Annotated in this window: 27 protein-coding genes; 7 read left to right on the top strand and 20 right to left on the bottom strand. The window is 53.1% G+C overall.

Annotated elements, in window-relative coordinates; all coding sequences use genetic code 11:
- Positions 1-31 precede the first annotated feature (31 nt).
- The 9 genes from AABK39_RS16290 to AABK39_RS16330 form a co-directional block, all read right to left on the bottom strand.
- A complete protein-coding gene (locus AABK39_RS16290) occupies positions 32-400 on the bottom strand; it encodes a hypothetical protein (protein ID WP_338392395.1) in 369 nt (122 codons plus the stop codon).
- Positions 401-476: 76 nt separating this feature from the next.
- Positions 477-926, bottom strand: coding sequence for a hypothetical protein (locus AABK39_RS16295; protein ID WP_338392396.1), 450 nt, complete (start codon positions 924-926; stop codon positions 477-479).
- Positions 926-2,083, bottom strand: coding sequence for a DUF2586 family protein (locus AABK39_RS16300; protein WP_338392397.1), 1,158 nt, complete (start codon positions 2,081-2,083; stop codon positions 926-928). The genes AABK39_RS16295 and AABK39_RS16300 overlap by 1 nt, the downstream gene beginning before the upstream one ends.
- Positions 2,080-2,406 carry a hypothetical protein gene (locus tag AABK39_RS16305; protein WP_338392398.1) on the bottom strand — a complete coding sequence of 109 codons (327 nt, stop codon included), beginning with the start codon at positions 2,404-2,406 and terminating at the stop codon, positions 2,080-2,082. Before AABK39_RS16305 ends, AABK39_RS16300 begins: the two co-directional genes overlap by 4 nt.
- Positions 2,390-2,785, bottom strand: coding sequence for a hypothetical protein (locus AABK39_RS16310; RefSeq protein ID WP_338392399.1), 396 nt, complete (start codon positions 2,783-2,785; stop codon positions 2,390-2,392). Before AABK39_RS16310 ends, AABK39_RS16305 begins: the two co-directional genes overlap by 17 nt.
- 1 nt (position 2,786) lies before the next feature.
- On the bottom strand, positions 2,787-3,260 hold the full coding sequence (locus AABK39_RS16315) for a D-Ala-D-Ala carboxypeptidase family metallohydrolase (protein WP_338392400.1): 474 nt from the start codon (positions 3,258-3,260) through the stop codon (positions 2,787-2,789).
- Positions 3,261-3,263: 3 nt separating this feature from the next.
- A complete protein-coding gene (locus AABK39_RS16320) occupies positions 3,264-3,518 on the bottom strand; it encodes a hypothetical protein (protein WP_338392401.1) in 255 nt (84 codons plus the stop codon).
- A 9-nt stretch (positions 3,519-3,527) separates the two neighbouring features.
- Positions 3,528-4,439: a hypothetical protein gene (locus AABK39_RS16325; protein ID WP_338392402.1), complete on the bottom strand. Its 912-nt coding sequence runs from the start codon at positions 4,437-4,439 to the stop codon at positions 3,528-3,530.
- Positions 4,440-4,442: 3 nt separating this feature from the next.
- The gene (locus tag AABK39_RS16330; protein WP_338392403.1) at positions 4,443-5,450 is read right to left on the bottom strand and encodes an HK97 family phage prohead protease; all 1,008 of its coding nucleotides are present in this window, start codon (positions 5,448-5,450) and stop codon (positions 4,443-4,445) included.
- A gap of 132 nt (positions 5,451-5,582) precedes the next feature.
- Here AABK39_RS16330 and AABK39_RS16335 point away from each other — a divergent pair, with 132 nt between their 5' ends.
- The 6 genes from AABK39_RS16335 to AABK39_RS16360 all read left to right on the top strand — a co-directional run bounded on the left by AABK39_RS16335 (position 5,583) and on the right by AABK39_RS16360 (position 11,241).
- Positions 5,583-6,017, top strand: a complete 435-nt coding sequence (locus tag AABK39_RS16335; RefSeq protein WP_338392404.1) for a terminase gpP N-terminus-related DNA-binding protein — start codon at positions 5,583-5,585, stop codon at positions 6,015-6,017.
- The gene (locus tag AABK39_RS16340) at positions 6,014-7,540 is read left to right on the top strand and encodes a hypothetical protein (protein ID WP_338392405.1); all 1,527 of its coding nucleotides are present in this window, start codon (positions 6,014-6,016) and stop codon (positions 7,538-7,540) included. The genes AABK39_RS16335 and AABK39_RS16340 overlap by 4 nt, the downstream gene beginning before the upstream one ends.
- 44 nt (positions 7,541-7,584) lie before the next feature.
- Positions 7,585-7,989 (top strand): phage protein Gp36 family protein, encoded by a 405-nt coding sequence (locus tag AABK39_RS16345; protein WP_338392406.1) that lies wholly within the window; start codon positions 7,585-7,587, stop codon positions 7,987-7,989.
- Between the two features lie 124 nt (positions 7,990-8,113).
- Positions 8,114-10,339: a phage portal protein family protein gene (locus tag AABK39_RS16350; RefSeq protein ID WP_338392407.1), complete on the top strand. Its 2,226-nt coding sequence runs from the start codon at positions 8,114-8,116 to the stop codon at positions 10,337-10,339.
- Positions 10,340-10,396: 57 nt separating this feature from the next.
- The gene (locus tag AABK39_RS16355) at positions 10,397-10,837 is read left to right on the top strand and encodes a phage virion morphogenesis protein (protein ID WP_338392408.1); all 441 of its coding nucleotides are present in this window, start codon (positions 10,397-10,399) and stop codon (positions 10,835-10,837) included.
- Positions 10,834-11,241 carry a hypothetical protein gene (locus AABK39_RS16360; RefSeq protein ID WP_338392409.1) on the top strand — a complete coding sequence of 136 codons (408 nt, stop codon included), beginning with the start codon at positions 10,834-10,836 and terminating at the stop codon, positions 11,239-11,241. The genes AABK39_RS16355 and AABK39_RS16360 overlap by 4 nt, the downstream gene beginning before the upstream one ends.
- A gap of 117 nt (positions 11,242-11,358) precedes the next feature.
- Here the strand turns inward: AABK39_RS16360 and AABK39_RS16365 are convergent, their stop codons facing one another.
- The 11 genes from AABK39_RS16365 to AABK39_RS16415 form a co-directional block, all read right to left on the bottom strand.
- Positions 11,359-11,907, bottom strand: a complete 549-nt coding sequence (locus AABK39_RS16365) for a hypothetical protein (RefSeq protein WP_338392410.1) — start codon at positions 11,905-11,907, stop codon at positions 11,359-11,361.
- Positions 11,908-11,916: 9 nt separating this feature from the next.
- Positions 11,917-12,912, bottom strand: a complete 996-nt coding sequence (locus AABK39_RS16370; protein WP_338392411.1) for a hypothetical protein — start codon at positions 12,910-12,912, stop codon at positions 11,917-11,919.
- A 428-nt stretch (positions 12,913-13,340) separates the two neighbouring features.
- A complete protein-coding gene (locus tag AABK39_RS16375; protein ID WP_338392412.1) occupies positions 13,341-13,568 on the bottom strand; it encodes a hypothetical protein in 228 nt (75 codons plus the stop codon).
- 26 nt (positions 13,569-13,594) lie between these two features.
- Positions 13,595-14,245: a DUF3164 family protein gene (locus AABK39_RS16380; RefSeq protein WP_338392413.1), complete on the bottom strand. Its 651-nt coding sequence runs from the start codon at positions 14,243-14,245 to the stop codon at positions 13,595-13,597.
- A gap of 35 nt (positions 14,246-14,280) precedes the next feature.
- The gene (locus AABK39_RS16385; protein WP_338392414.1) at positions 14,281-14,565 is read right to left on the bottom strand and encodes a hypothetical protein; all 285 of its coding nucleotides are present in this window, start codon (positions 14,563-14,565) and stop codon (positions 14,281-14,283) included.
- Positions 14,566-14,597: 32 nt separating this feature from the next.
- Complete coding sequence (locus AABK39_RS16390; RefSeq protein ID WP_338392415.1) at positions 14,598-15,005, bottom strand: hypothetical protein; 408 nt, start codon at positions 15,003-15,005, stop codon at positions 14,598-14,600.
- Positions 14,992-15,435 (bottom strand): hypothetical protein, encoded by a 444-nt coding sequence (locus AABK39_RS16395; RefSeq protein WP_338392416.1) that lies wholly within the window; start codon positions 15,433-15,435, stop codon positions 14,992-14,994. The genes AABK39_RS16390 and AABK39_RS16395 overlap by 14 nt, the downstream gene beginning before the upstream one ends.
- Positions 15,436-15,443: 8 nt before the next feature.
- A complete protein-coding gene (locus AABK39_RS16400) occupies positions 15,444-15,650 on the bottom strand; it encodes a hypothetical protein (protein ID WP_338392417.1) in 207 nt (68 codons plus the stop codon).
- Positions 15,651-15,701: 51 nt separating this feature from the next.
- Positions 15,702-16,334, bottom strand: a complete 633-nt coding sequence (locus AABK39_RS16405) for a hypothetical protein (protein WP_338392418.1) — start codon at positions 16,332-16,334, stop codon at positions 15,702-15,704.
- A 44-nt stretch (positions 16,335-16,378) separates the two neighbouring features.
- Positions 16,379-17,221, bottom strand: a complete 843-nt coding sequence (locus AABK39_RS16410; RefSeq protein WP_338392419.1) for an ATP-binding protein — start codon at positions 17,219-17,221, stop codon at positions 16,379-16,381.
- 61 nt (positions 17,222-17,282) lie between these two features.
- Positions 17,283-19,082 (bottom strand): hypothetical protein, encoded by a 1,800-nt coding sequence (locus AABK39_RS16415; RefSeq protein ID WP_338392420.1) that lies wholly within the window; start codon positions 19,080-19,082, stop codon positions 17,283-17,285.
- A gap of 330 nt (positions 19,083-19,412) precedes the next feature.
- Between AABK39_RS16415 and AABK39_RS16420 the strand changes: the two genes are divergently transcribed.
- Positions 19,413-20,531, top strand: a complete 1,119-nt coding sequence (locus AABK39_RS16420) for an IS4 family transposase (protein WP_338392421.1) — start codon at positions 19,413-19,415, stop codon at positions 20,529-20,531.
- The last annotated feature ends 144 nt before the right edge of the window (positions 20,532-20,675 follow it).

Here is a 20,675-nt window from a genome sequence, read left to right on the forward strand (position 1 = left end):
GAGTCCTCGCGAACCCGCTCCTTAGCCTTCCCTAACAGCTTCCCCAGCTCACGTTTTTTCTTTCCACCAGTCTAAAAAGGCAGTATTCCGTCACGGCCATATACACCTCTACGTCGTCCAGAACCTGCTCCAGCGTCAACTCGCCGCCCAGAAAACAGTCCACAAAAAGCTTCTCCGCTTTTTTGTAGCTGTCCATCCGGCCGTTCTCGTCTTCCGCCAGATTCTCGGCCGCCGCCATTTCCTGACGCGTAGGCATTCGGAAAAACACCGCCTTGCCGTCCACGTCCAAATACTTAACCTTGCCGTACTTCTCTTTCCACGCCCTCACGTCCGCCTCGCAAGCTTTCGGCACTTTGAATTCTTGCGCTTCCGCATCTTTGTTTCCCGTTTTGTCAGCCATCCGAATACCGTTTAAACAGTGTTTAAATACTTGTTAAAAAAGGGATAGGGCCCCGTAGCCGAGGCCAAATCCGCATTTACACGCGATGCTCGATCCGCAAGCACTTGAAAGGTATCGACACCTTCATATGGGTGTTGCCCTGGCCGAACTTTTTTCCCGATTCCGCGAACTTCACGCCCACCAGCCGGTCCACAGTAGTCTTGGCCGCCAAGCCCCCGGCCGTCTGGCCCTTCGGCACGTAACTCACGATAATGTCCACTTCCAGATCGGTCACGTCATCATCGCCCCGTTTCTTGGCTTCGGCCACCATCGCCTCATAGCCCGACTGAAGCATTTCCATGCTTCCCTCGTGCGTCTTGTTTCCCTCGCCGATAAACAGCGGATTCCTTCCCGCACCGTACACGTGCTCCAGTTCCTTGCTCGTCTTGTACTCGATATCCGTCAGTTCCGCTATCGGCCTGCCGTCCATGATCACCGACAGCTCGTACCAGCTGTATTGCGCCGTCTTGGTATTGAATGTCTCCATTATTCCAGGCTTTTAGCGAATCCCAAATTAACCTCTATGTTCTTGTGGTAAGACCTGGGCAACACCGACAAACGGACCTCCGTTTTGCCCGTGCCCAGCGTGTCCTGTCCGGCGTCCACATAACTGCCGAAAGCGCTTATCTCGCCGTTCGCGGTCATAGCCTGGTTCACCGCGTCGTCGATTTTGCCCTGCAAGCGCTTCAGCTCGCCCGGCGAAATCCTGCCCCCGCGGTCCACGGCGTAGTCGTCGTTCACAAAGTCCAGGTAGACCCCGTAGGCGATTCTCTGCACCTTGTCTATCACCCTGCCTCTGGCGAAGCTGGCGTAATCGTCCGTATTCGAAGTGGCCGCGGGGTCGTCGTTGTAGAAGTACCCGGCCTTGCCCACCCGCACCAGCGGAAACACGTAACCCTTGTCGTGCAACGTGTCCGCCTTGGGCACAAAAGCCTCAGCCGTGGTCGCCCCGTCGGTAAGGTAAGCCTCGTCCACGCCAAGGTCGCCCGAAGCCACGCGCCCTATATTCCGCTGTACGGCTATCTTGGAGTAAAGCCCCAGCAGAAACCCCACTTTGGCTTCGGCGCTGTCTTTGGCGCCGTGCATCGTTATCTGCACCCGGTTGTCGCTCGCCGTCTTCAGGTCTTTCAGCTTGCTCACGTCGCCGTCCCAAGCCCTGCCCGGAAGGATGCACCGGGTCGGCATATGCCTGCCCGACAAGTCCTCGCAAAGCGCCTGCGCATTGGCCATCGCCGCGTACACGTCCGGGTCCAGCCCTTCCGTTATCGTCGGCGTATAGCTCTCGGCCCTCTCGGGGTTCACGCCCCAGATCCGCACCCGCCCGTTCGACGCCTGCAACAGCTTTTTGGCCAAGTCCTTGGTCACGTCGCAAATGTCCTCCAAACTTGTCTCCCCGCTCACCAGCAACAGCCAAAGCTCCTGGCCGTCACCGGCCTGTCCGTAAAATTCCCGGACCTCCGCCAGCGCCAAGCCCGTCAGGCCCAGGGCCTCGGCCTCCGCCAGGCTATGTACCGCCTTGGCCTCGTTTAGACCGATATGGTCCGTGGCCGTACCCGAAAGCACCAGCCCGGCCACGCCGTCGCCCGAAGGGTCGGAGCCCCCGAGGGCCCCGTTCCCAAGCGTAAATGTTACGTCCGGTTTCATTCGCCTTTCAGTTTAGCCAGTTCCTCTTCGTCCTTCTTCAGGCTCGCCTCGCGCTCCGCGCGGGTGTCCTCGTCCAGATCCTCCAGAAGCTTCTCTTTTCCCCAAGCTATATCCCTTTCCAGCGCCTCGATCCGTTCCGCTTCCAGCCCGTCCGCCGCAGGGTCGGGCCTGTCCACCGTCTCCACTTCGCCCGGCTTGCCCGTCAGCGTCAACTGGTGGTTCCTGGCGTCGTTGGGCTTCGCGAAAGCCATCCCGTCCGTAGTAAAGTGGAAGCGCTTCACGTCCGGGTGCGCGTCAAAATATTCCTTATGCCTTTCTTCCATTCCGTTTCCTTTTGTCCATTACGTTCCTGATCATATGCGACCCGAAGAAAAAGGCCGCCACCATCATCGCCAAGGTGAAAATGCTTGTCGCCACCTCGAAGATGAACTTGGCGTATTCCCGGTCGAAAGGGTAGGCCGCTACGGCCCCCACCACCAAACCCAGAAACACCGCCATAATCATCACGGCCAGATAGCGCCGTGTCACGCTCCGTGTACCGTTTTCCTCCAGCGTGCCCTTCACATACTCCGTATGCGCCCGCACCCTTTCCATATCCGCCTCGGCCCGTTCTTCGTTTGTATAAAACATCTTGTCGATGCCCGACGTCACGGTGTCGAACATCTTCTGTGCGTCCAGGTTCTTTTTGCCGAAAAGCCCCATATCAAGCCTTGTCCAAAGCCCAATATTGCGTTTTCCCGGCCACCTTCACGGCCCGAAGCGCCTGCTTGCGGTTGCCCTTCTCCCGAAGCGACACATGCACCCAGGCGGGCTCAATATCGTCGCCGAATTCCCAAATCAATTGGTCAAACTCGCAGTGGTTCAGGATAAAGTGGAAAATCTCCCTGTTCGAGATACCGCCGTACACATGCCCGTCCACGTCCATAGCCTGCCCAAAGCAGTGCTGGCTCGTCGGCGACCCGCCGATACGGCGGTTAAGCGCCGGACTGCGGAAAAAGCTCGTCACCGCCACCGGACCGCCGGCCCGTTTCCTGAGCGGTTCGAACACCTCCTCGGCCAAACGGCGCATATTCGCCAGCGCCTTCTCCGTAGGCTCGTTCACTATCGCGTGCCTGATCGCCGTTTCCGACTTCACGGCCTCCCGGTAGCTCACGTTTTCGCTAATATTCTTCTTCATGGGTTATTCCCGTTTAGAGTAAATTTCACGTTCCACCTCCGCCACACGCTCCTCCAGCCTGTCCACCTTTTCCTTCTGGTCGATAGCCTTGTTAAAGAGCGTCTTCAGCTGTTCGTTCTGCTTCACCAGCTCCATCCGGATCTCGTTTATCAGCGTCTTCAGGCTTCCCATATTCTGAAGGAACACCCGGAACAGCAACAGCAGGACCGCCACCAAAAAACCGGCGACCCCGCCCAACACCCACACTTGCGTCTCCATAGCCTACGCTTATGCGGTAGCCTGGCGGATCACCACCACGCCCTTGTTGTCCTTGCGTCTACGGCGTCCGCCGGCGCGTACCAAAGTCGAATACACGTCGCCGTAATATTCCGGCTTGTTCTGCTCCTCAAAGAATTTTACCGTACCCATAGCTTTCGCCAAGGCGTCCTTCTGCCAGCACAACGCGCCTTCGCAATCGCCCGTGGCGCCCGCCGATCCCGGAGCCTTCAAGGTTCCGTCCGAGGCGTAGGTCAATACGGAGCTTCGTTCCAGAATCACAAAGCCGTGAAGCTTCGCCACCGCTCCCATACGGCGTTCTCCCTCCGTAAGGTCACGCTGAAGTATGGCCGATACCTGGTCGTCGGGAAACAACTGAGATTCCATTTCCGAGGGAAGGATAGCAAAACGGTTTTCCTTGGATACGTTTTGCTTGTTCAGCAAAACTTTCGCCCTTTTCAGGTCGGTTCGGGCGCAGGCCTTGCGTTGCCCCGTGGCCGAATCGGCGGTAGCCTCGGAGGCTTCCCTGCTGGTCTCGATGATACTTGACCCCGGCAGATCCTTCGCCCACTTGTACAGGAAGTCTTCCGCCACGGTCTCCTTCAGCGACTGCTTGTCTTCGCCTATTGCCGAATCACGTTTGTCGTAACTCAGCTCCACCTTATCAGCGTTGGTGATCAAAGTGGGGTCGGTGGTGTACTCTTCCAGCGCATACGTGACATCCGTATCCGACCTGCGCCTGATTGTCGCCGGTAGCGAACCTCTGTTCTTTTCCGTATTACCGGCTCCGCCACTCTGCGGTATATGCACCACGACGCCTTCCAACACGTACTCCGACTCGTCTTTCACAAACTGGAGGAACTGATTGTCCTTAAAGACCGCCTCCTCAATGTCCTTTTGCCAAATTTCTACTTGTAGCCCCATCTCTTACAGGTCTTTTGGTTCAACTCCGTACTCGGCCTTGTACAGTGCCTTGAAGCGGGCCGAGTCGTTCAGCTTCAAGTTTTCCAGATAATCCGGATGCCTCTTGCTAAGCTCCGCGAAGCCCATATCCTTGGCCCCCTCGGGCGCTCCCGGATTCCCGTCGCCACCGCCTTGGGGCACATCGGCAAGGTTCACCACGGCGGGCATTGCCTCGAAGATGTTCTTCAAGTCGGCGTCCGACAGCTTCATATAAGTCTCTTTCGAGCCCGCCGTAATTTTCTTATCCGCTATCGCCTTGTCCACCAAAGCCTCGCGGTCCTTAAGCTCCAGGGCTTTTTTAGCCTCGGCTTTTTCGGCCTTCAGCGTTTCCAGCTCCGCCTTCATCTTCACGTTCTCGGCGTTAAGCTTCAACACCGATTTGATCACTTCCCCGTCACTGGCGCCGTCGCTCAGCTCCAGTCCGGCCACAAGCGTCACTTTCAAAGTGTTCGTTTTCTCGTCGCTCATTTGTCGTTTATTGTTTTTCAAATCAAACTTCTCAGTCACAGCCGACAGGTTCATCACGTTCCCCTTGTCGTCATAAAGCACAAAGGCGTTTTGGTTTCCTCCGAAAGGCACCACGCTGATCTCGCGAAGTATCCACTTGGTCACCCATTCGCCCTCAATCTCCTGCGGAATCACGCCCACGCTCGCCATCTTTATGTAGCCGTCATCCACCTTGCCCTCGATCTTCCGGGCAAACTCGTCCTTGCCGTCAAACTCGGCCTCCGACGTTATCTTTCCGCCGTCCCCGGTCTTCAGCTCCGTCCAGCGCCCTATGGGCGGGCGGTCCTCGTCATGGTTGTACAGCATCACCGGATTCTTCCGGAACTGTCCGAAATCCCCGCCGTCGCTCTTTAGCCGGAGCCCGTACACGTTCTTGCTCTCGTCCGAGACCAAAAACCGTCTTTTGTCTTTACTCATGCGCCATTCGCTTTCCGTTTCGTTACCAATCAAGACCTGATTCTTCATCAATCGAGACCTAATATTAGCCCCGAAGACCGGCGCCGACAAACAACAGTGCAAGCCTTCCACGGATCAATGCAAGCATAGCGCAACGCCTTTTTTATATAGGTGTCACCCCCCAATTTCACGGGAAAAACGATGGGCAAATACGACGAAATAAGAGAGGTGGCGCAGGGCCTCTACATAAAAGGGAAGCTCTCCAAAAAGAAAATAGCCGAGTTCGTGGGGGTGACGGACAAAACCCTCCGCACGTGGGTCGAAAAACATGCCTGGGACCAACTCAAAGAGGCCCAAAGCGTAACCCGCCAACAGCTTCTGGCCGACGCTTACGCGCAACTAAAGGCCGTAAACAAAGCCGTACAGGACCGGGGCGGGGTGCCCGACAAGGCGCTCACCGACGCCAAAAGCGTACTGCGCAAAGAGATAGAACAGCTCTCCGACAGCCCGTTGCACCTCTACGTCGAGATATACACCGAAGTCTCCGAATGGCTGGTGGAACAGCGTCCCGACAAGGCCGGAGAGGTCAGCAAGCTGTTTCTGGAATTCCTCGACCAAAAAAACGAATCCGCATGAAATCGACCAAAAAGGACAAGGACGCCCTGAAAGCGTACCGCGAACGGGTAGAGTGGATTCTGGAGAACTCCAAAAACGGCGTTTTCGAATCGCCCCAAGACCGCCAATCCGCCGTCGAAAGGGCCAAAAAGGACATCGGCTATATGGTGAAGCGCTACTTCTCCCATATCGCCGACTGCGAGTCCGGCGCCTTCCAGATAGAACTGGCCAAAATGGTCCGCCGAAACCCCACGTTCAAGGGCTTCGCCGAGTGGCCCAGGGGCTTCGCCAAATCCGTCTGGTGCACCATCTTTATCCCGTTCTGGCTCCATATAAACGGCCAGACCGAATACTTCCTCCAGATCTCCAACAGTTTCGACGCCGCCGCCGATCTGCTCGACGACTTGCGGGCCGAACTGGAGGCCAACGAAAAAATCATAAAGGATTTCGGGCCCCAAAAGACCATAGGCAAAAAATGGGAACGGGGCTATTTCATCACCGCCTCCGGCCTGATCGGGCGAGCCCTGGGCATCGGGCAGAAGGTTAGGGGGCTGCGTGTCGGCAACAAGCGCCCCGACTTCTGCGAAGTGGACGATCTGGAAACTGAGGAAATCAACGGCAACCCCGCCCGGCAAGACAAGTACGCCAAATGGATAGAGCGCTCCCTGATCCCCACCATGACGGGCAAATACCGCCGTCTGCTCTGGTCAAACAACCGCTGGGCCGAGCGCATGGTACAGACCGTGCTCCAGAAGAAGCACCCCAAATGGAAAGTCCACCACGTTAAAGCCTACGATCCCGCCACTCTGGAATCCTTGGCTTGGCCCCAAAAATACCCGAAGTCATACTGGCAAGACCAGATAGAGGAACTCGGAACGCTGGCCTGCCAAGCCGAATACAACCAAGAACCCCACACCGAAGGCAAGATCTTCACCGACAACCTTTTCCGCTACGAGAAGCTCCCCCGAATCGACAGCTACGACGCCATTTTGGGCTATTGGGACGTGGCATATTCCGACAAGGACACCGCCGACTCCAACGCCGTCCGCATATGGGGACGCAAAGGGCTGTATTATTATCTGGTAAAGTCATTCGTGCGACAATGTAAAATGTCCGACGCCATCGAGTGGATGTTCCTTTACTCGGCCACCTTGCCCGAATCCGTGTCGCTGAGCTTCCACTACGAAAGCCAGTTCTGGAACGACGCCCTGTCAATGTCATACCGGACCGTCCGCGACAAATACGGCAGGGACATCCCCCTGATCCGCGACGACCGTACCAAAGGGCGCAAGTACGACCGTATCCTCACCCAGTTGCCGTACTACCAGCAGGGACGGATCATCTACAACACCGCCGAACAAAGCTCCGACGACCACCAAGTGGGATTGGCCCAGCTCAAAGGCATAGAGCCCGGCTACAAGTCCCACGACGACGCCCCCGACGCCGACGAAGGCGCCCTCGACAAGCTAAACCGGATATTCGTCCCCACCGACAAAAACAACCGCCCCACAGCCGGCGGACACCGGAGACAAACCCGGTACTAGCCTTTTTACCCAATACTTAATACCAGATACCAAATACCAAGAATATGTATATCACCGAAACCGACCTACAGCAACACCGGTACCCCGAACTGATCGACGCCGTCAGCCGGGACGATCCCAACTTCGTCCTGGCCAACATCGGCCGGGCCGAGCGGGAAGCCGACGGCTACCTCAACCAAAAATACGACACCGCCGAACTCTGGGCCCAAACAGGCGAAGACAGAGACCCAATCGTAAAAGGGCTTGTGATCGACCTCACGCTATACCACATCTACAGCGTAGCCGAAGAAGTCCCCATCATCATCCGCGAGCGATACGACTACGCCAAAACCGCGCTGAAAGAAATCCGAAAAGGCGAGACCCTGCTGACAGGCGTCCCCCTGCTCGCCGACAAAGAGCGGGACCCGGACCCCCAAATCCTATACGGCCACCGCTCCAACAGATACTGAATACCGTACAGCCAAGGCATGCCTTGGCTCCGCCGGCCCAAAACGCACCCCGGCCGTCGCAAGGCTCCAGCCTTGTGACCACAACCTACCGTCGGGCTCCAGCCTGACACAATCCAACAGAAAAATGAGCAAGAAAGTAACAAAGCGCAGACTGAAAAAGAACAGCGTCAACATCATAGACCTAAGCCTCTCCAACGTTGACCGCTCCTACAAAGGCATAAAAGAATGGCGCCGGGCCATAGAGTCCGCCACCAGCGTCACCAACCCGATCCGGCGCTCCCTCTACGACCTCTACGAGGAAATAACCCTTGACCTGCACCTTACCGCCGTCCTCGAAAAACGGCGCAACAAAGTCGTGAACCAGCCCATACACTTCTTCAGCGCCGACGGCAAGGAAAACGACGAAATCAAAAAACTGATCGAAACCGAAGCCTTCGAGGATATGCTGAAAGACATCCTCGACAGCCGTTTCCAAGGCCACAGCCTCCTGTGGTTCGACGCCGTGGCCGACGGCAAGATAAACTACCAACTGATCGACCGACGGCACGTACGCCCCGAGACCGGCCAAGTGGTAAAATATATCTACGACGACAAAGGCATAGACTACACCCGTCCGCCATACTCAAACTACTGCCTCACCGCAGGCAAAACCAAAGATCTCGGCCTCCTCTCAAAAGCCGCCGTCGCCGTCATCTACAAGAAAGGCGACGTGGCCGACTGGGCCCTCTTCGCCCAGATTTTCGGAATGCCCTTCCGCGAATACATCTACGACGACCCCAGCACAAAAGCGCAACTGGAACAAGTCGCCAAAGAGCAGGAATCCGCCTCCTATATCGTGCGCCCGCGCAACTCCGAATTCAACGTGCACGACACCGGCTCCAAAACGGGTTCCTCCGGCCTGTACAAAGACTTGGCCCAATTCTGCGACGACCAAATGTCCAAGCTCATCCTGCTAAATACAATGACCACCGACGCCCAAGGCGGGAACTACAAAGGCGAAGTCCACGCCCAGTCCGAGCAGGAAGTGGCCGAAGCCGACAAGCGTTTTATTCTCCGCATCCTCAACGAGAAGTTCAGAACCGTTCTGGCCAACTTCGGATACGCCGTCGAGGGCGGAACATTCGCATACGACGACAAAGTGAAAATGTCGCCCAAAGAACAGCTGGAGTTCGACATAAAATTCAACCGGATAGCCCCCCTTGACGAGGATTATTGGTACGAGACCTACAACCGCCCCAAACCCAAGAAAAAACCGGAAACCCAAAAAGAAACCGAAAAGGCCAAACCCGAAGAAAAAAACCTGAACGACACAAGCGGAAAACTAACCCTGTCAGCCCCCGAAACACCGAATGCCACAACGCCGTCGCAAAGCTCCGCCCCGTCGTTGGACCCTAACCCGTCGCCGTCGCAAGGCTCTGGCCTTGTGACCACCCCAACCGTCAGGCTCCAGCCTGACACACCCGCCCGACAAACCGGCTTCCTGTCCGAAGTCCTCCAAACATTAAAAAACATATTCCAAAAAACCGAACTGAACGACCAGATCGAAACCCTGTACGGCCATACCTGCCACCCGCCAATCAATCTGGCCGACACCCCCGCACTCTTCGACACAAGCCAAATAATAGAAGACGCCCTGGCCGACGTCTACGCAGGAGGCGCGCCCGAAAACATCAGCCCGGCCCTTTGGAAGCTGACCTTCGACCGCCTCAACGAAGCCGTCTCCGAAGGCCTTGCCCAAGCCGGATACGACCTCGCCGACGAAGCTTTCGAACAGGCCCTGTCCGACAACAACGCCGTATTCTCGGCCTTCAAGGCGCACCAACAGCAAAAAGAACTCGCAGCCCTGCTCCGGGACCAAAACGGCAAGCTCAAAAGCTTCTCCGCCTTCAAGCGCGATACCGCCGACGTAATCGGGAAATACAACAAAAAATGGCTCCGCACCGAGTACAACACCGCCGTATCGCGGGCCAGATCCGCGGCGCAATGGAAAGGGTTCCAAGCCTGGAAAAAGACAAACCTCCGCTGGACACCCTCCAGATCCGCCTTCCCCGAAGCCGTACACAAATCGTTCTGGAACACCGTATTGCCGATGGACGACGCCTTTTGGAAAAACCATTTCCCCGGCAACCGCTGGAATTGCAAATGCGACTGGGAAGCCACCGACGCCGAAGCCACCGAACGCCCGAAAATCCTTAAAGAGCACAAACCCGACAAAGGCCTCGAAGGCAACCCCGGCCAAACCCTGACGCTCTTCTCCGAAAAACACCCCTACGTAACCAACACCAAAAAGAAAGACCGGCCAGCCATAACCAAACAGGCCAAAGACCTCCAAAACAACAATAACCAATAAGCCCGGATTCAGGTACAGACAGGGCACGCCCTGTCTCTGCTCCCCAACAAAAAAAACATGCGAGACTTCATCCAAAACATAAAAGCCCTCCAGGACTACATCAACACCGAAGCCCTCGACGACATCGGGGACGAAGCCGTGTCCCACTACAAAAAATCATTCCGGGACGAAGCCTTTTCCGACAAGTCCGAAAAAGACATGCCCTGGCAGGAAGTCAAACGGCGCCAAGGCAACAAACGGAAAAAGCGCGCCGCCAATACCCGCAAGATCCTCACCGGCGATACCGGCGACCTCGGGCGCTCCATCGACTACCGCAAGGAAAACAGGGCCGTAGTCATCACCAACCCGAAAATATACGCCAAAGTCCATAACGAAGGGGGCAAGGCCGGCAAAACGGAATTCACCATGCCCAAGCGCCAATTCATCGGCCCCTCGCTGATACTCAACAGGAAACTAAAATCCAGACTAACCCGAAACTTCAAAAGAATACTAAAATGATAGAGCTATACCTAAGCGTCAGCGGACACCTCGCCGACAAAGTGCCCGAACTGGCATGTATCGACATCCAAGGCGCCGACATCACCAAAACGTACCCCTACGCCGAAATCGCCATTTCCAAAATCCCATATACCCAACTCGCGCAAGGCAACGCCCTGGGCGAACTCCGCTTTACCGTCACCGTTCACCTCAAGCCCCTCCGCCGTTCCGGGCACGATTCCCCCGAACTCCAGAGACTCAGGGAAGCCTTCGCCGTAGTCAACAAAATCAAAGACACCCTCCTGATCACCGACCCCTCAATGATCCACGGCGCCCAGCTGGTGGCCGAAGACATGCAAAAACAAAAAGACCTCTACAAGGTCTCTTTGGAATACGTCGCCAGAGTGGAGCGTATCACCCAATAAAAAACGGCTCCGAAAATCGGAGCCGTTTTTTATTGGGTGTATTCAAATCCAAGAATCTGTACTTTTCATTATTTATTGCTCCGTTGTTGTTTTCCTGGGTTTAATATTTTCAGAAAGCTAACTATCATCAGATTCTAACTCATCTTCAAACAAACAAAATACTCTTCTGACAATCACTAATAGGCTGGAGAATACACCAATGAAGACAAAGTAGAAAAAAGCTACAACAAACAGTTTTAGTAAAGAATAATAGTGTGTTATAGCTAAATCTTTCGTGTCTGGTAATAACAAAACTATGATTAAGAGCACTAAAGATGCAACAGATGTCAACAATGTATACGAAGTATTGTAAAAGCTCTCTTTCAAAAGAGCCCCTAAATTATTCATATCTCTATTGTCCTTTGGTTCTTTTTTCTGACTTACGGATAAAATAAGAACCAGTAAGTTTAAAAATAAACCGATAAAAATTGATAAAGTTACCGCATAGATATTAGATAGAGCGTCCTTAATTTCTCCCTTGGTTAAATAACTCAAACCTATAGCGAGGAGTAAGGGGAGCCATATTAAAACCACTTTATCTTTCCATTTTATTTTTCCTTCTTGCTCTTCGAGTGTACTCCAATGCTTTTTAAAAACATTCCCTAAGTTTATTTTAGATTTGCCCATGATCATTATTTAGTTAGTGAGAGGCAAATCATATGATTCGAATAATTCTATCGCCTTCTCGCATATTGAATTAAAATCGGAATGCCCTGAGCTTTCAACATCTATAAAAACCTCATAATAAGGCCTAAACTTCATTGTGTCCGAAAGGTTCACTACCCGATCTTTGCTATTGTACCTAGAATTAACTTTTATTTTTGTTTCATCTCCAAACCCAGGATTTTCAATCGGACTCACCTCAAAGAAGCCTGAAATGCTTTCACGTATATTTGAATCTATAGCATTTCGAACCACTCGGTCTTTTACAAAAGAAGGAAGTACTTTATCCTTGCCTTTTGCTTTTATGCTTAGCTCAAGTGTGTATTCATTGGTTTCAAAACCACCTCGTACCTCATGGCGGGCAGTACTATCGTAAGGAATGTTGTTTTGGGTGAAGCTAATCGAATTCAATTCCCCATCCCTCAAATATTTTTCCACAATTTCCTCATCCACAAAATTCTCCCATTTCATACTGGCTACAGCAGAAAAGGAGTCTGTGACGTATTTCTTAAAACACTTCTCAAAAATACCCTTAATTCCAAAGTTTCCGATACGTTCAAGGAGGATAAAGCCTTTATTTCTTAATGCAGGAACGACAATCATATAGAAGAAAGGTTTAATGACTGCATGCTTATTGTCAATTGTAAATGCCGGCTCATCTGAATCTGATTCTGTGTCGTTTACTTCTTCCCTTTTTCCATAGTATCCGGTACCCACTTTCCCCATAAAGTACCGTTTGTCATTATCAATCTCTACGACAGATTCTCTACGTGCCCCTTCTTCTTTTTTTGATACCTTTATAACCTGTTTATTATGCTCATCTCTTGGGATGCTATCAAAATAATTAAGCAAGTTATTTTTTATGTGAGTAAATAAACCATCATTATTTAAAGTTGAAAAAGCTAAAGCTTCTTTGTCCTCATCCAAAAGCTGAAAAGTATGGATTTCTAATGTTCTTTTCTCAGGCATGTCTATTTATTGTAAAAGTTAAAACTAACTCTATATATGTTATATATATAATAAATGCAAGCAAATACATTATATGTTTGATTAATCAAATAAACCTAATTGTATATTCATTAAACGTAATTCTCGCTTGGCCGGGATGGATAGATAAGTGTAAAAAGTCCGTCTAGAAATTCGATAGACAGGCTGAATCTTATTTTTAAATATCCACTCGTTCGTATGGTCGTCCTGATACGCCAACACCACGTTCTGAACGTCCAGAACGCGATTCAACAAGTTTCTGCGATTGTATGCCATAGTTCGAAACGCTAAAAGGAAAACGGACACAAGCCCCAAACCCCACATACAAAGATACGAAAAAGCGCCCTTTCCGAGGGCGCTTTTTCGCAAACCAACTGCACTAAACCCACTGTTTTTCAATTGTTTAAAAATCAAAACGTAAGATGGCCCACCGCCGGGCTCACACCCTTCGGCAGTTCAACCATCGCCACCAGGCTAAACGCCCGCGCCTGTTCGTCCCGCTCCAAAAGCTCCTTCACCTTGGCCTCCGCCTTCCCGAAGTCCGAAGCCTTCACCGAATACTCCCGCGTCTCGCAACTCAAAAATCCTCCTCCCACCGAGACGTCGCTTTTCACCGTGCATTTGATCCACTTTTCCATAAAAATCATATTTGGGTTACCGGTCACTAAAATCTCGAAAACGCCATCGGCACGTCATCCCAACGCTCACGCTCCTTGTCCCACACATACGCCCGCATATAAGTGGACGACCCCACCGTGTTATAGCTCTTGCTCAGCCGGTCCAGCGCCTCCGAAAATTCCCTGTCGTCCACTTCCCCCTCAAATTTCCGCAGCTTCGCCACCAACCGCTCGTCATAGTCGCCCTTCTTGTTCTTCACCAATATACCGTCAAGGATATTGTACATCGTCTTGTTTCGCACCTCGAACTTGGCCCTAAACACCTCCTTGATCGTCTCTATCGCCACCGTCGCCGTCTCGTCCAGCTCCTGCCGTTCCTGCCTGTCGATCACCAGCTTCATCATCCCGTCTTCGGTGACAAGGCTAAACTGCTTCAGGCCTTCCTTTTCCTTCTTGCCGAACACCTCGTACATCTCCTTGTGCAGGGCGTTGCCGTTGCTTACCGCCTCGCCCTTGAAGTCCCGCATCATACCGCTGATCTCCAGCATCGTCCCCACGGCCTTCGTCACAAAAGCGTCCTTCACCTCCCGCCAGCTTTTCTCCCGCTTCTCCCGTTCCCTGTTTTCGGCCTTTTCCCTCTCGGCCAGCGCCGTCCGCAGTTCCTCGGCGGACATAGCGCTCAAATCCATCTTTTCCATAATCAAACGTCTTTTAAATACTGTTTAAAAACCCTTTAAGCACCGGCAAACTCCTCGTTCCCCTGTACGGCCAAAGTGTAAGCTTTCCGCGTTTCCTCCAGGTCGGCCCGCGCCTGTTTCAGGCTCTCTTTCAATTCGTTCAGTTCCTTCCACTCTTCCTCCCTGGCCCTCAAAACATCCAGCACCACCGTCATATTCTCCCGCTTGGTCTTGTATTCCTCCCTGTTACCGGGAAATTGAGCCTTCTGCTCACAGTTGCGGTACTTCTCTATCTGGCCCTCTACAAACCTGACCGCCGTCTTTTGCATAAAATCTTCCATCGTATAAAAATTTATAGGTTAAAAACTCAAATTCACTTACCCCTTAGCTTAGCCTCGTACTGCCTCACCAACTTGTCCGACACCCCCACCAATTTGCTCAGCTCCGCCTGCGGTATCTCGTTGAAATCCATTTTCGTCTGCTTCTCCGCCCAGACCTTCGCCTCCTTCACGGCGTCACCGTAATTCATCTGGTGAAAATTCGAGATAATCCGCCTACGGATTCCGTTCGCCTTGGCGTCCCAGCGCTTCGTCCCGGTCCCAATCCCGAAGCTTTGCCCGATCCTTGTCAGCTCGTCCATTACCTTGGCGTATTCCCACTTGTCCAAAGCCTTCAAAGACCGCTTGCCCGTAATGCCCTCGATAAATTCCTCACGCTCGCCCAAGTCGCGCTGCTTGCTGATCCGGCCCCACAACGAAAAGAAAATCTTAAAACCCGACATCCCCGAACCTCCTTTCCATTCTCGCCGTCCAGCGTCCCCAAGTCTCTTGGTCGCCCGTCAGCCGGTTCTCCATATACACCCTCAGCGTAGCCTCCGTAAATTCCGGCACATCCTTTCCGCCACAGGCCCGAAGCGCCTCCATTGCCATATAAGCCTCCGTAAAATCGGTCAGCGCCATAGCCCAGCGGTTCCGCCAAAATCCCCAAAAACCGAAGTCCTCCTTATACAAAATATCCTCAGCCCGGCAGACCGAACACTCCCCGCCGAACCGCCCGCCAAAGGCCAGCCCCGTATCCAAAAACAAATCGTCCAGAACCCCCGCGCCAATTCCCAGCGCCGAGACCAATTCCGATTCCCGGACCCTCAAAGCCTCCGCGTCACGCGCGGCCTTGCCCGGTTTCCGTTTTTCGCTTGCTGTCGTGGTTTTCATTATTCCGATTAGTACTTTCTGTTTATGCGTCTCAATATCTCTTCGGGGTCAATCTCCCGTCTCGGTTTCTGGAGGGGCAACCATGGAAACACTTCCAACAGCGCCCTCACAACCTCGTCCCTGTGCGCCTTGTCTTCCTCCTTAAGCCCGTAGAACTCCATATAGCCGTTTTCATAGCCACGCTCGTCCCGCCAGTTTTTCTTTTCGATTTTCATTTCCGAATATTTTAAGGTGGAAATACTCTTTACTCTGTACTCTTTACCAACTCACTCCGCCTCACCCCAATAATCCGCCGCTCCCTCTTCCCAGATCACGTAAGGCCTCCCGCCTCCGTACCGGCTGGTGGGCAAGGCCCTGTAGCCTTCCACCCGTATCTTCACGTCGGCGTCATACCTCACGAATTTCGCCGAACGCCCCTCGGGCTGTTTGCCCTCGGCGTGGCTTACAAACACGAAAAGTTTGTCGGGGAACTCGCCTTTCAGTTTCAGGTACTTGGGCTTGCTAAGGCCCATATGCTGAAACGAATCGACAATCACGATATCGGGGCTGTTACGCTTCCGCAGCCGCGCTTTCAGGTCCGCCAACGGCTCACGGTCCAAGACCACAAACCCCTTGGCCTGCTCCATATGCGAATCCACCAGCGCCTTCTGAAACGTCAGCCTGGCGCCTTCCTCCATAGTGTCATACGCCACCTTCCCGAACCTCGTCAGGTACTTGGCCAACTGCATGCAAAACCTTGTCTTTCCGTTGCCCGAATTCCCCCACACTATCCACACCCCGCTAGGTTCCAGACTCTCGCCGAAACTCTCTTTCCAAGGCCCCGAAAAACTCATTACCTTGAACTTCTTGCGCATCAGTGCCCTTGCCGACATCGCCCTGCGCAATTTCCTGTCATCCATAATGCTCGGGTTAAAAAAAATACCAAACAATCCCAAGCGCCGTATCAGGCGCCCTGCCGGTAAGCCCGGACTTTCTGCTTCACCCTGCGCAGGTCGCCCTCGCAGTCGTTAAAAATCTCCCTGATCACGTCCCGGTCATCCACGCCGTTGGCCATGCACACCTGCGTCACGTCCGATATCCCCACGCCCTTCAGCTCTATAAACTTCCGGTTCACACGGCTGTAGATCTCCTTGTAGCCCTTCTTGTTCAGCTTCAGCCCCTTGCGTATCCTCTTCGAAAGGTGGTCCGTAGCCAAAAGCACTATCCCGCAGTGGTCCTCCAGTTGGTTATACAGCGTGATAAAGAAATACAGTACCTGGTCGCTCAGCTTGTCCGCCTCGTCCATTATTATCAGCGGATTTTCCTCCTTCTTCAGCGCCCGCACCAGTTCCACCATCATATCCGATACCGTCAAGCCCGACGAATCCCTGCCCATAGCGCCCAGCGCCTCCATCAAAAAGTACTTCCTGTTCCAAAACTCGTTGCACTGGAGCAGGTAAGCCCGCTTGTGCCCCGAGGCGTACAGCCTTGTAGCGAAAGACTTCCCCGTCCCGGCCTCTCCCGTAACGGCAAACACTAGACTCTCCGTCCGCGCTTTCTCCAAAAGCGTCTCCAACACCTTAAAATCACCGGTCTTGACCGCCTGCCATCCCTCCGCTGTCCACCCCACATGCGCCGCCACCTTGCGCCACATACCCTCGCCAATACCGTCCCACTTGCCCGAAACCATCAGGTTCACCATCGCCGGACTCACGCCCTTCATGGATTTGGCCGCCTTGTTCTGCGAGCCGTACTTTTCCACCTTCAGGCGCAGCTTCGCCACCACCTGTTCCTTGTTAATTCCCATAACTTTCCAGATTATCGTTAATACTTTTTTTCCGAATCCACCGCCCGCGTTCCGCGCGCCCCTATACCAGATTATACAGATCAATCTCGCCGGCCTCGGTCGCGTTGCTTATCGCCTTTTCCACTTGCCCCACGGTCACCTTCTCCACCTTGCGCCGTTTCGCCTTTTTGCCCTTTTTGCTTTTCCTCCGGTTCTCCACGCCCTTCACGTTAGGCTCGTTCAGGCCGTAGTCCTCGTTGCGCGCCCCGAAGGCCTCCAATATCTCGTCCGCCTCGTCCCGCGTCTTTATCCTTGCCTCGTCCGTCAGCTTTTTCATATCGGCGAAGAACCGCGCCTCGAATTCCTCCTGGTCCTGCTTGGCCCTGTGCACCTCCAGCTTCGTCTCCGCCGCCGTCACAAACCGCAAGCCCACGGCGTCCCGCTCATACAAATAAATCAGGTCCATGTTCTCGGGGTCAAACCGCACCGTAAACTTCCGGTCTATATTGTCCCTGAGCCACTCCACGTCCGGCATCCGGTCCTTGCCGTGCACCATATACGTGTATTCCGTCTTCTTCTCCGTAAAGCTGATCCCCCTGGCCGTACAGGTCACCTCCTTGGGGCGCTCTATCCAGAACAGGTCCACCATATCCCACAGCTCCAGCCTCTTGGCCTTCGGGTTCAGGCTCGCCCTGTACATCTCCGCCCTCGGCTCGCCCGTGGCGTAGTGGGGGGCGTTGTTCCATTCCTCACGGCGTTTCCGGTACGTCTCCTTTATCTCCGACAGGCTCGGCAGGTTCTCCTTGTTGGCCAATATATGCTCCATATTCGCCTTGCTTTCCAGACTCTTCGCCGTAATGTTCTGCCCGGTGAAAAACCAGTCCCGCTTAAGGAACTGCTTCTGGAACCGCCCGAAGGCGCTCTCGATGGTCTTCGACTTGCCGTTGTACGGCTTCGTCCGTATCGCCAGCCTCGCCACCTTGTCCAGCAGTTTGCCCGCCTTCAGCTTCGCGTGCCCGCCCTGCCCGTCAAACTTCAGCTCGTAAGGCCGGTGTCCGCTCACCTTCGAGGCCATTTTCAGCGCGTAAAACTGCGCCTCATAGTCCTCCGTATCGCTTATATGGTAGCCCAAAAACACCTCCGAATAGGCGTCCATCACCTCATACACCTGCACCGTCCTTATCTTCCCGTCCTCGGCCAAGTAGTAATAGTTCAGCTTCGTGCCGTCCGCGTACCAGAGCGCGTCCCTACAGCTCGCCATCTTCGTACTGTGCTGGTAGCCGTACTTCTCCTTGGCCTTCAGCTCGCCGTGGCGGTGCCCGTACCAAAGCGCCCTCACCTCCGGCTGGTTCAGGTAATTGTGAATCGTCTTCTCGTCGCTCAGCGCCGGCCAGCCTTCCGCCTCGGCCTTCTCCAGATACTCCCCGTGCAGTTGCGCCATCGACGTCACGCGCTCCACCCGGTCGGCCCACCGGCTAAACAGCCACAATTTGGCCTCCTCCGTCAACTTCGCGCTGTTCGCGTTCCCGTATTTCCCGCTTACCAGCGCCCCGTAGCCGCCTTTTTCATAATCCCGGAGCTTCTGCCTCAGCCTTCTGCCGTTCTTCGGCAGGCTATGGGGCCACGTATGCCTCGGAAGCTGTTCCGCTATCACCTTCGCCAAATTGTCCCACATAGGCCCACGGCCACCGCCCAGCGCCTTCCGCCTCTCAGTCCGGTTATCCCTGAACACCTTCACCGCGTTCAGCACCGACGCGTTCGCCGTATACTCCAGCTTCGCCTTCTCCGGCAAAGCCCCGCCGTTCTCCAGCGTATACGTGTCAAAAAACGCCTTCGCCTCAACGTCCAGCTCCAAAAGATCGCTGAACCGGTTCCTGCGCATCGTCTTATGCGGATTCCCGCACTTCCCCTCAATCAAAACCCGAAACCGCTCCGGCAAACTGTCATACTCAACCAAAGCCGTACGTCCGTTTCCGCCCCGGCGCAGGACGTTTATTTGCTTCCGGTATCGTAGATTCATATAATTCCGAAAGGTTATAAAACCTCCATCTCCATAAAGCCAATCAGCCTGAACGCATAATATGTTATTAAAAAATTCAAACATAATTACTCCTTATCATCAAAGCCAATTACTATTTCATCCACTTCTTTTTGTAGTAATTCCCACAGTACATGACAAAAAATGGCTTTCCGAATCATTGCGTAATTTTGAGTGACCAAACTTAAACCCGCAAAACGATTGGAAAGCCAGTTCGAATATACAAAACTACAGACCTTAATTACCAGTGAACCCGAGTTAAAGAAACTGAATAAGGCCCGACTAAAACTGCTTTGTTACCTGATAACCTCGTTGATCAAAGTCCAAAAGGTTGGTTTCAGACACCTTTCGGAAGGATACGATTCGGGAGCTACGGTGACGTCCAACATGAGGAGGATTCAGCGTTTCTTTGCCAAATTCGAATTTCCGGAAGAGGGCTTTTCCCGGCTTATCATCAGGATGATTCCCGTCAAAGGGAAATACCGGATCGCCATTGACCGGACCAACTGGAAGTTCGGGAAAAGGAACATCAACTTGCTGTTTCTCTGCGTTGTATACAAAGGCGTGGGTATTCCGTTGATATGGAAAGTGCTTGGGGACAAGAAGGGGAATTCGAGCACAGCCGAACGAAAAGACCTACTCGGGAAATTTATCGAATGGTTCGGTTCGGATATGATCGAACACATTACGGCGGACCGGGAATTTATAGGCGAAGAATGGTGGGAATTCCTGCTGGAACACGGGATCCCTTTTTACATCCGCATCAAGGAAAACGCGTTAATAGGATTGCGTGGCGGAAGATTCGTAAACGCCAGGCGATTGTTTGCACCCCATAAGCTGAAAGTCGCCTATTTTCATCCGACTTCCGTGACGATCGCCAAGGTGAAGGTGTATGTTTCGGGAATGAAGTACATCGAGAACGGAAAGCTCGAATACTTGATCCTCGCGTCTCCGAAAAACACTCGGGAAAGCTTGGAGATTTACCGTGAACGCTGGCAGATAGAAACCATGTTCAGAGGCTTCAAAAGTGCGGGCTTCAACCTTGAGGATACGCATTTACAAGATTACGGAAGGATAAACAAGTTGCTGTGTGTCATAGCAATAGCGTTTATCTGGTCGTATAATATCGGGATTTTCAAACACGATGAGGAGAAGCCGATCAAGATCAAAAAACACGGGAGAAGGGCGAAAAGCTTTTTCTCGTACGGCCTTGAGGAAATAGCCCACGCTCTGATTAATAAGGTCGAAACGAAGATCGAGAGATTATCAGGGCTATTTTTGTCATGTACTTAGAGTAATTCCTTTGTTCGCTTTCTAATTTCTCGATGCAACTCAGTGTCATAGAAGTAATTCATGGCATGATAAATTGTCTGTTTCCCTACCTTAAACTCCTTTGTTAATTGCTCTCTGATCTCTCGACCAATACATATTTTCTTC

It is taken from the genome of Fulvitalea axinellae, from assembly GCF_036492835.1.
Classification (GTDB): Bacteria; Bacteroidota; Bacteroidia; order Cytophagales; family Cyclobacteriaceae; genus Fulvitalea; species Fulvitalea axinellae.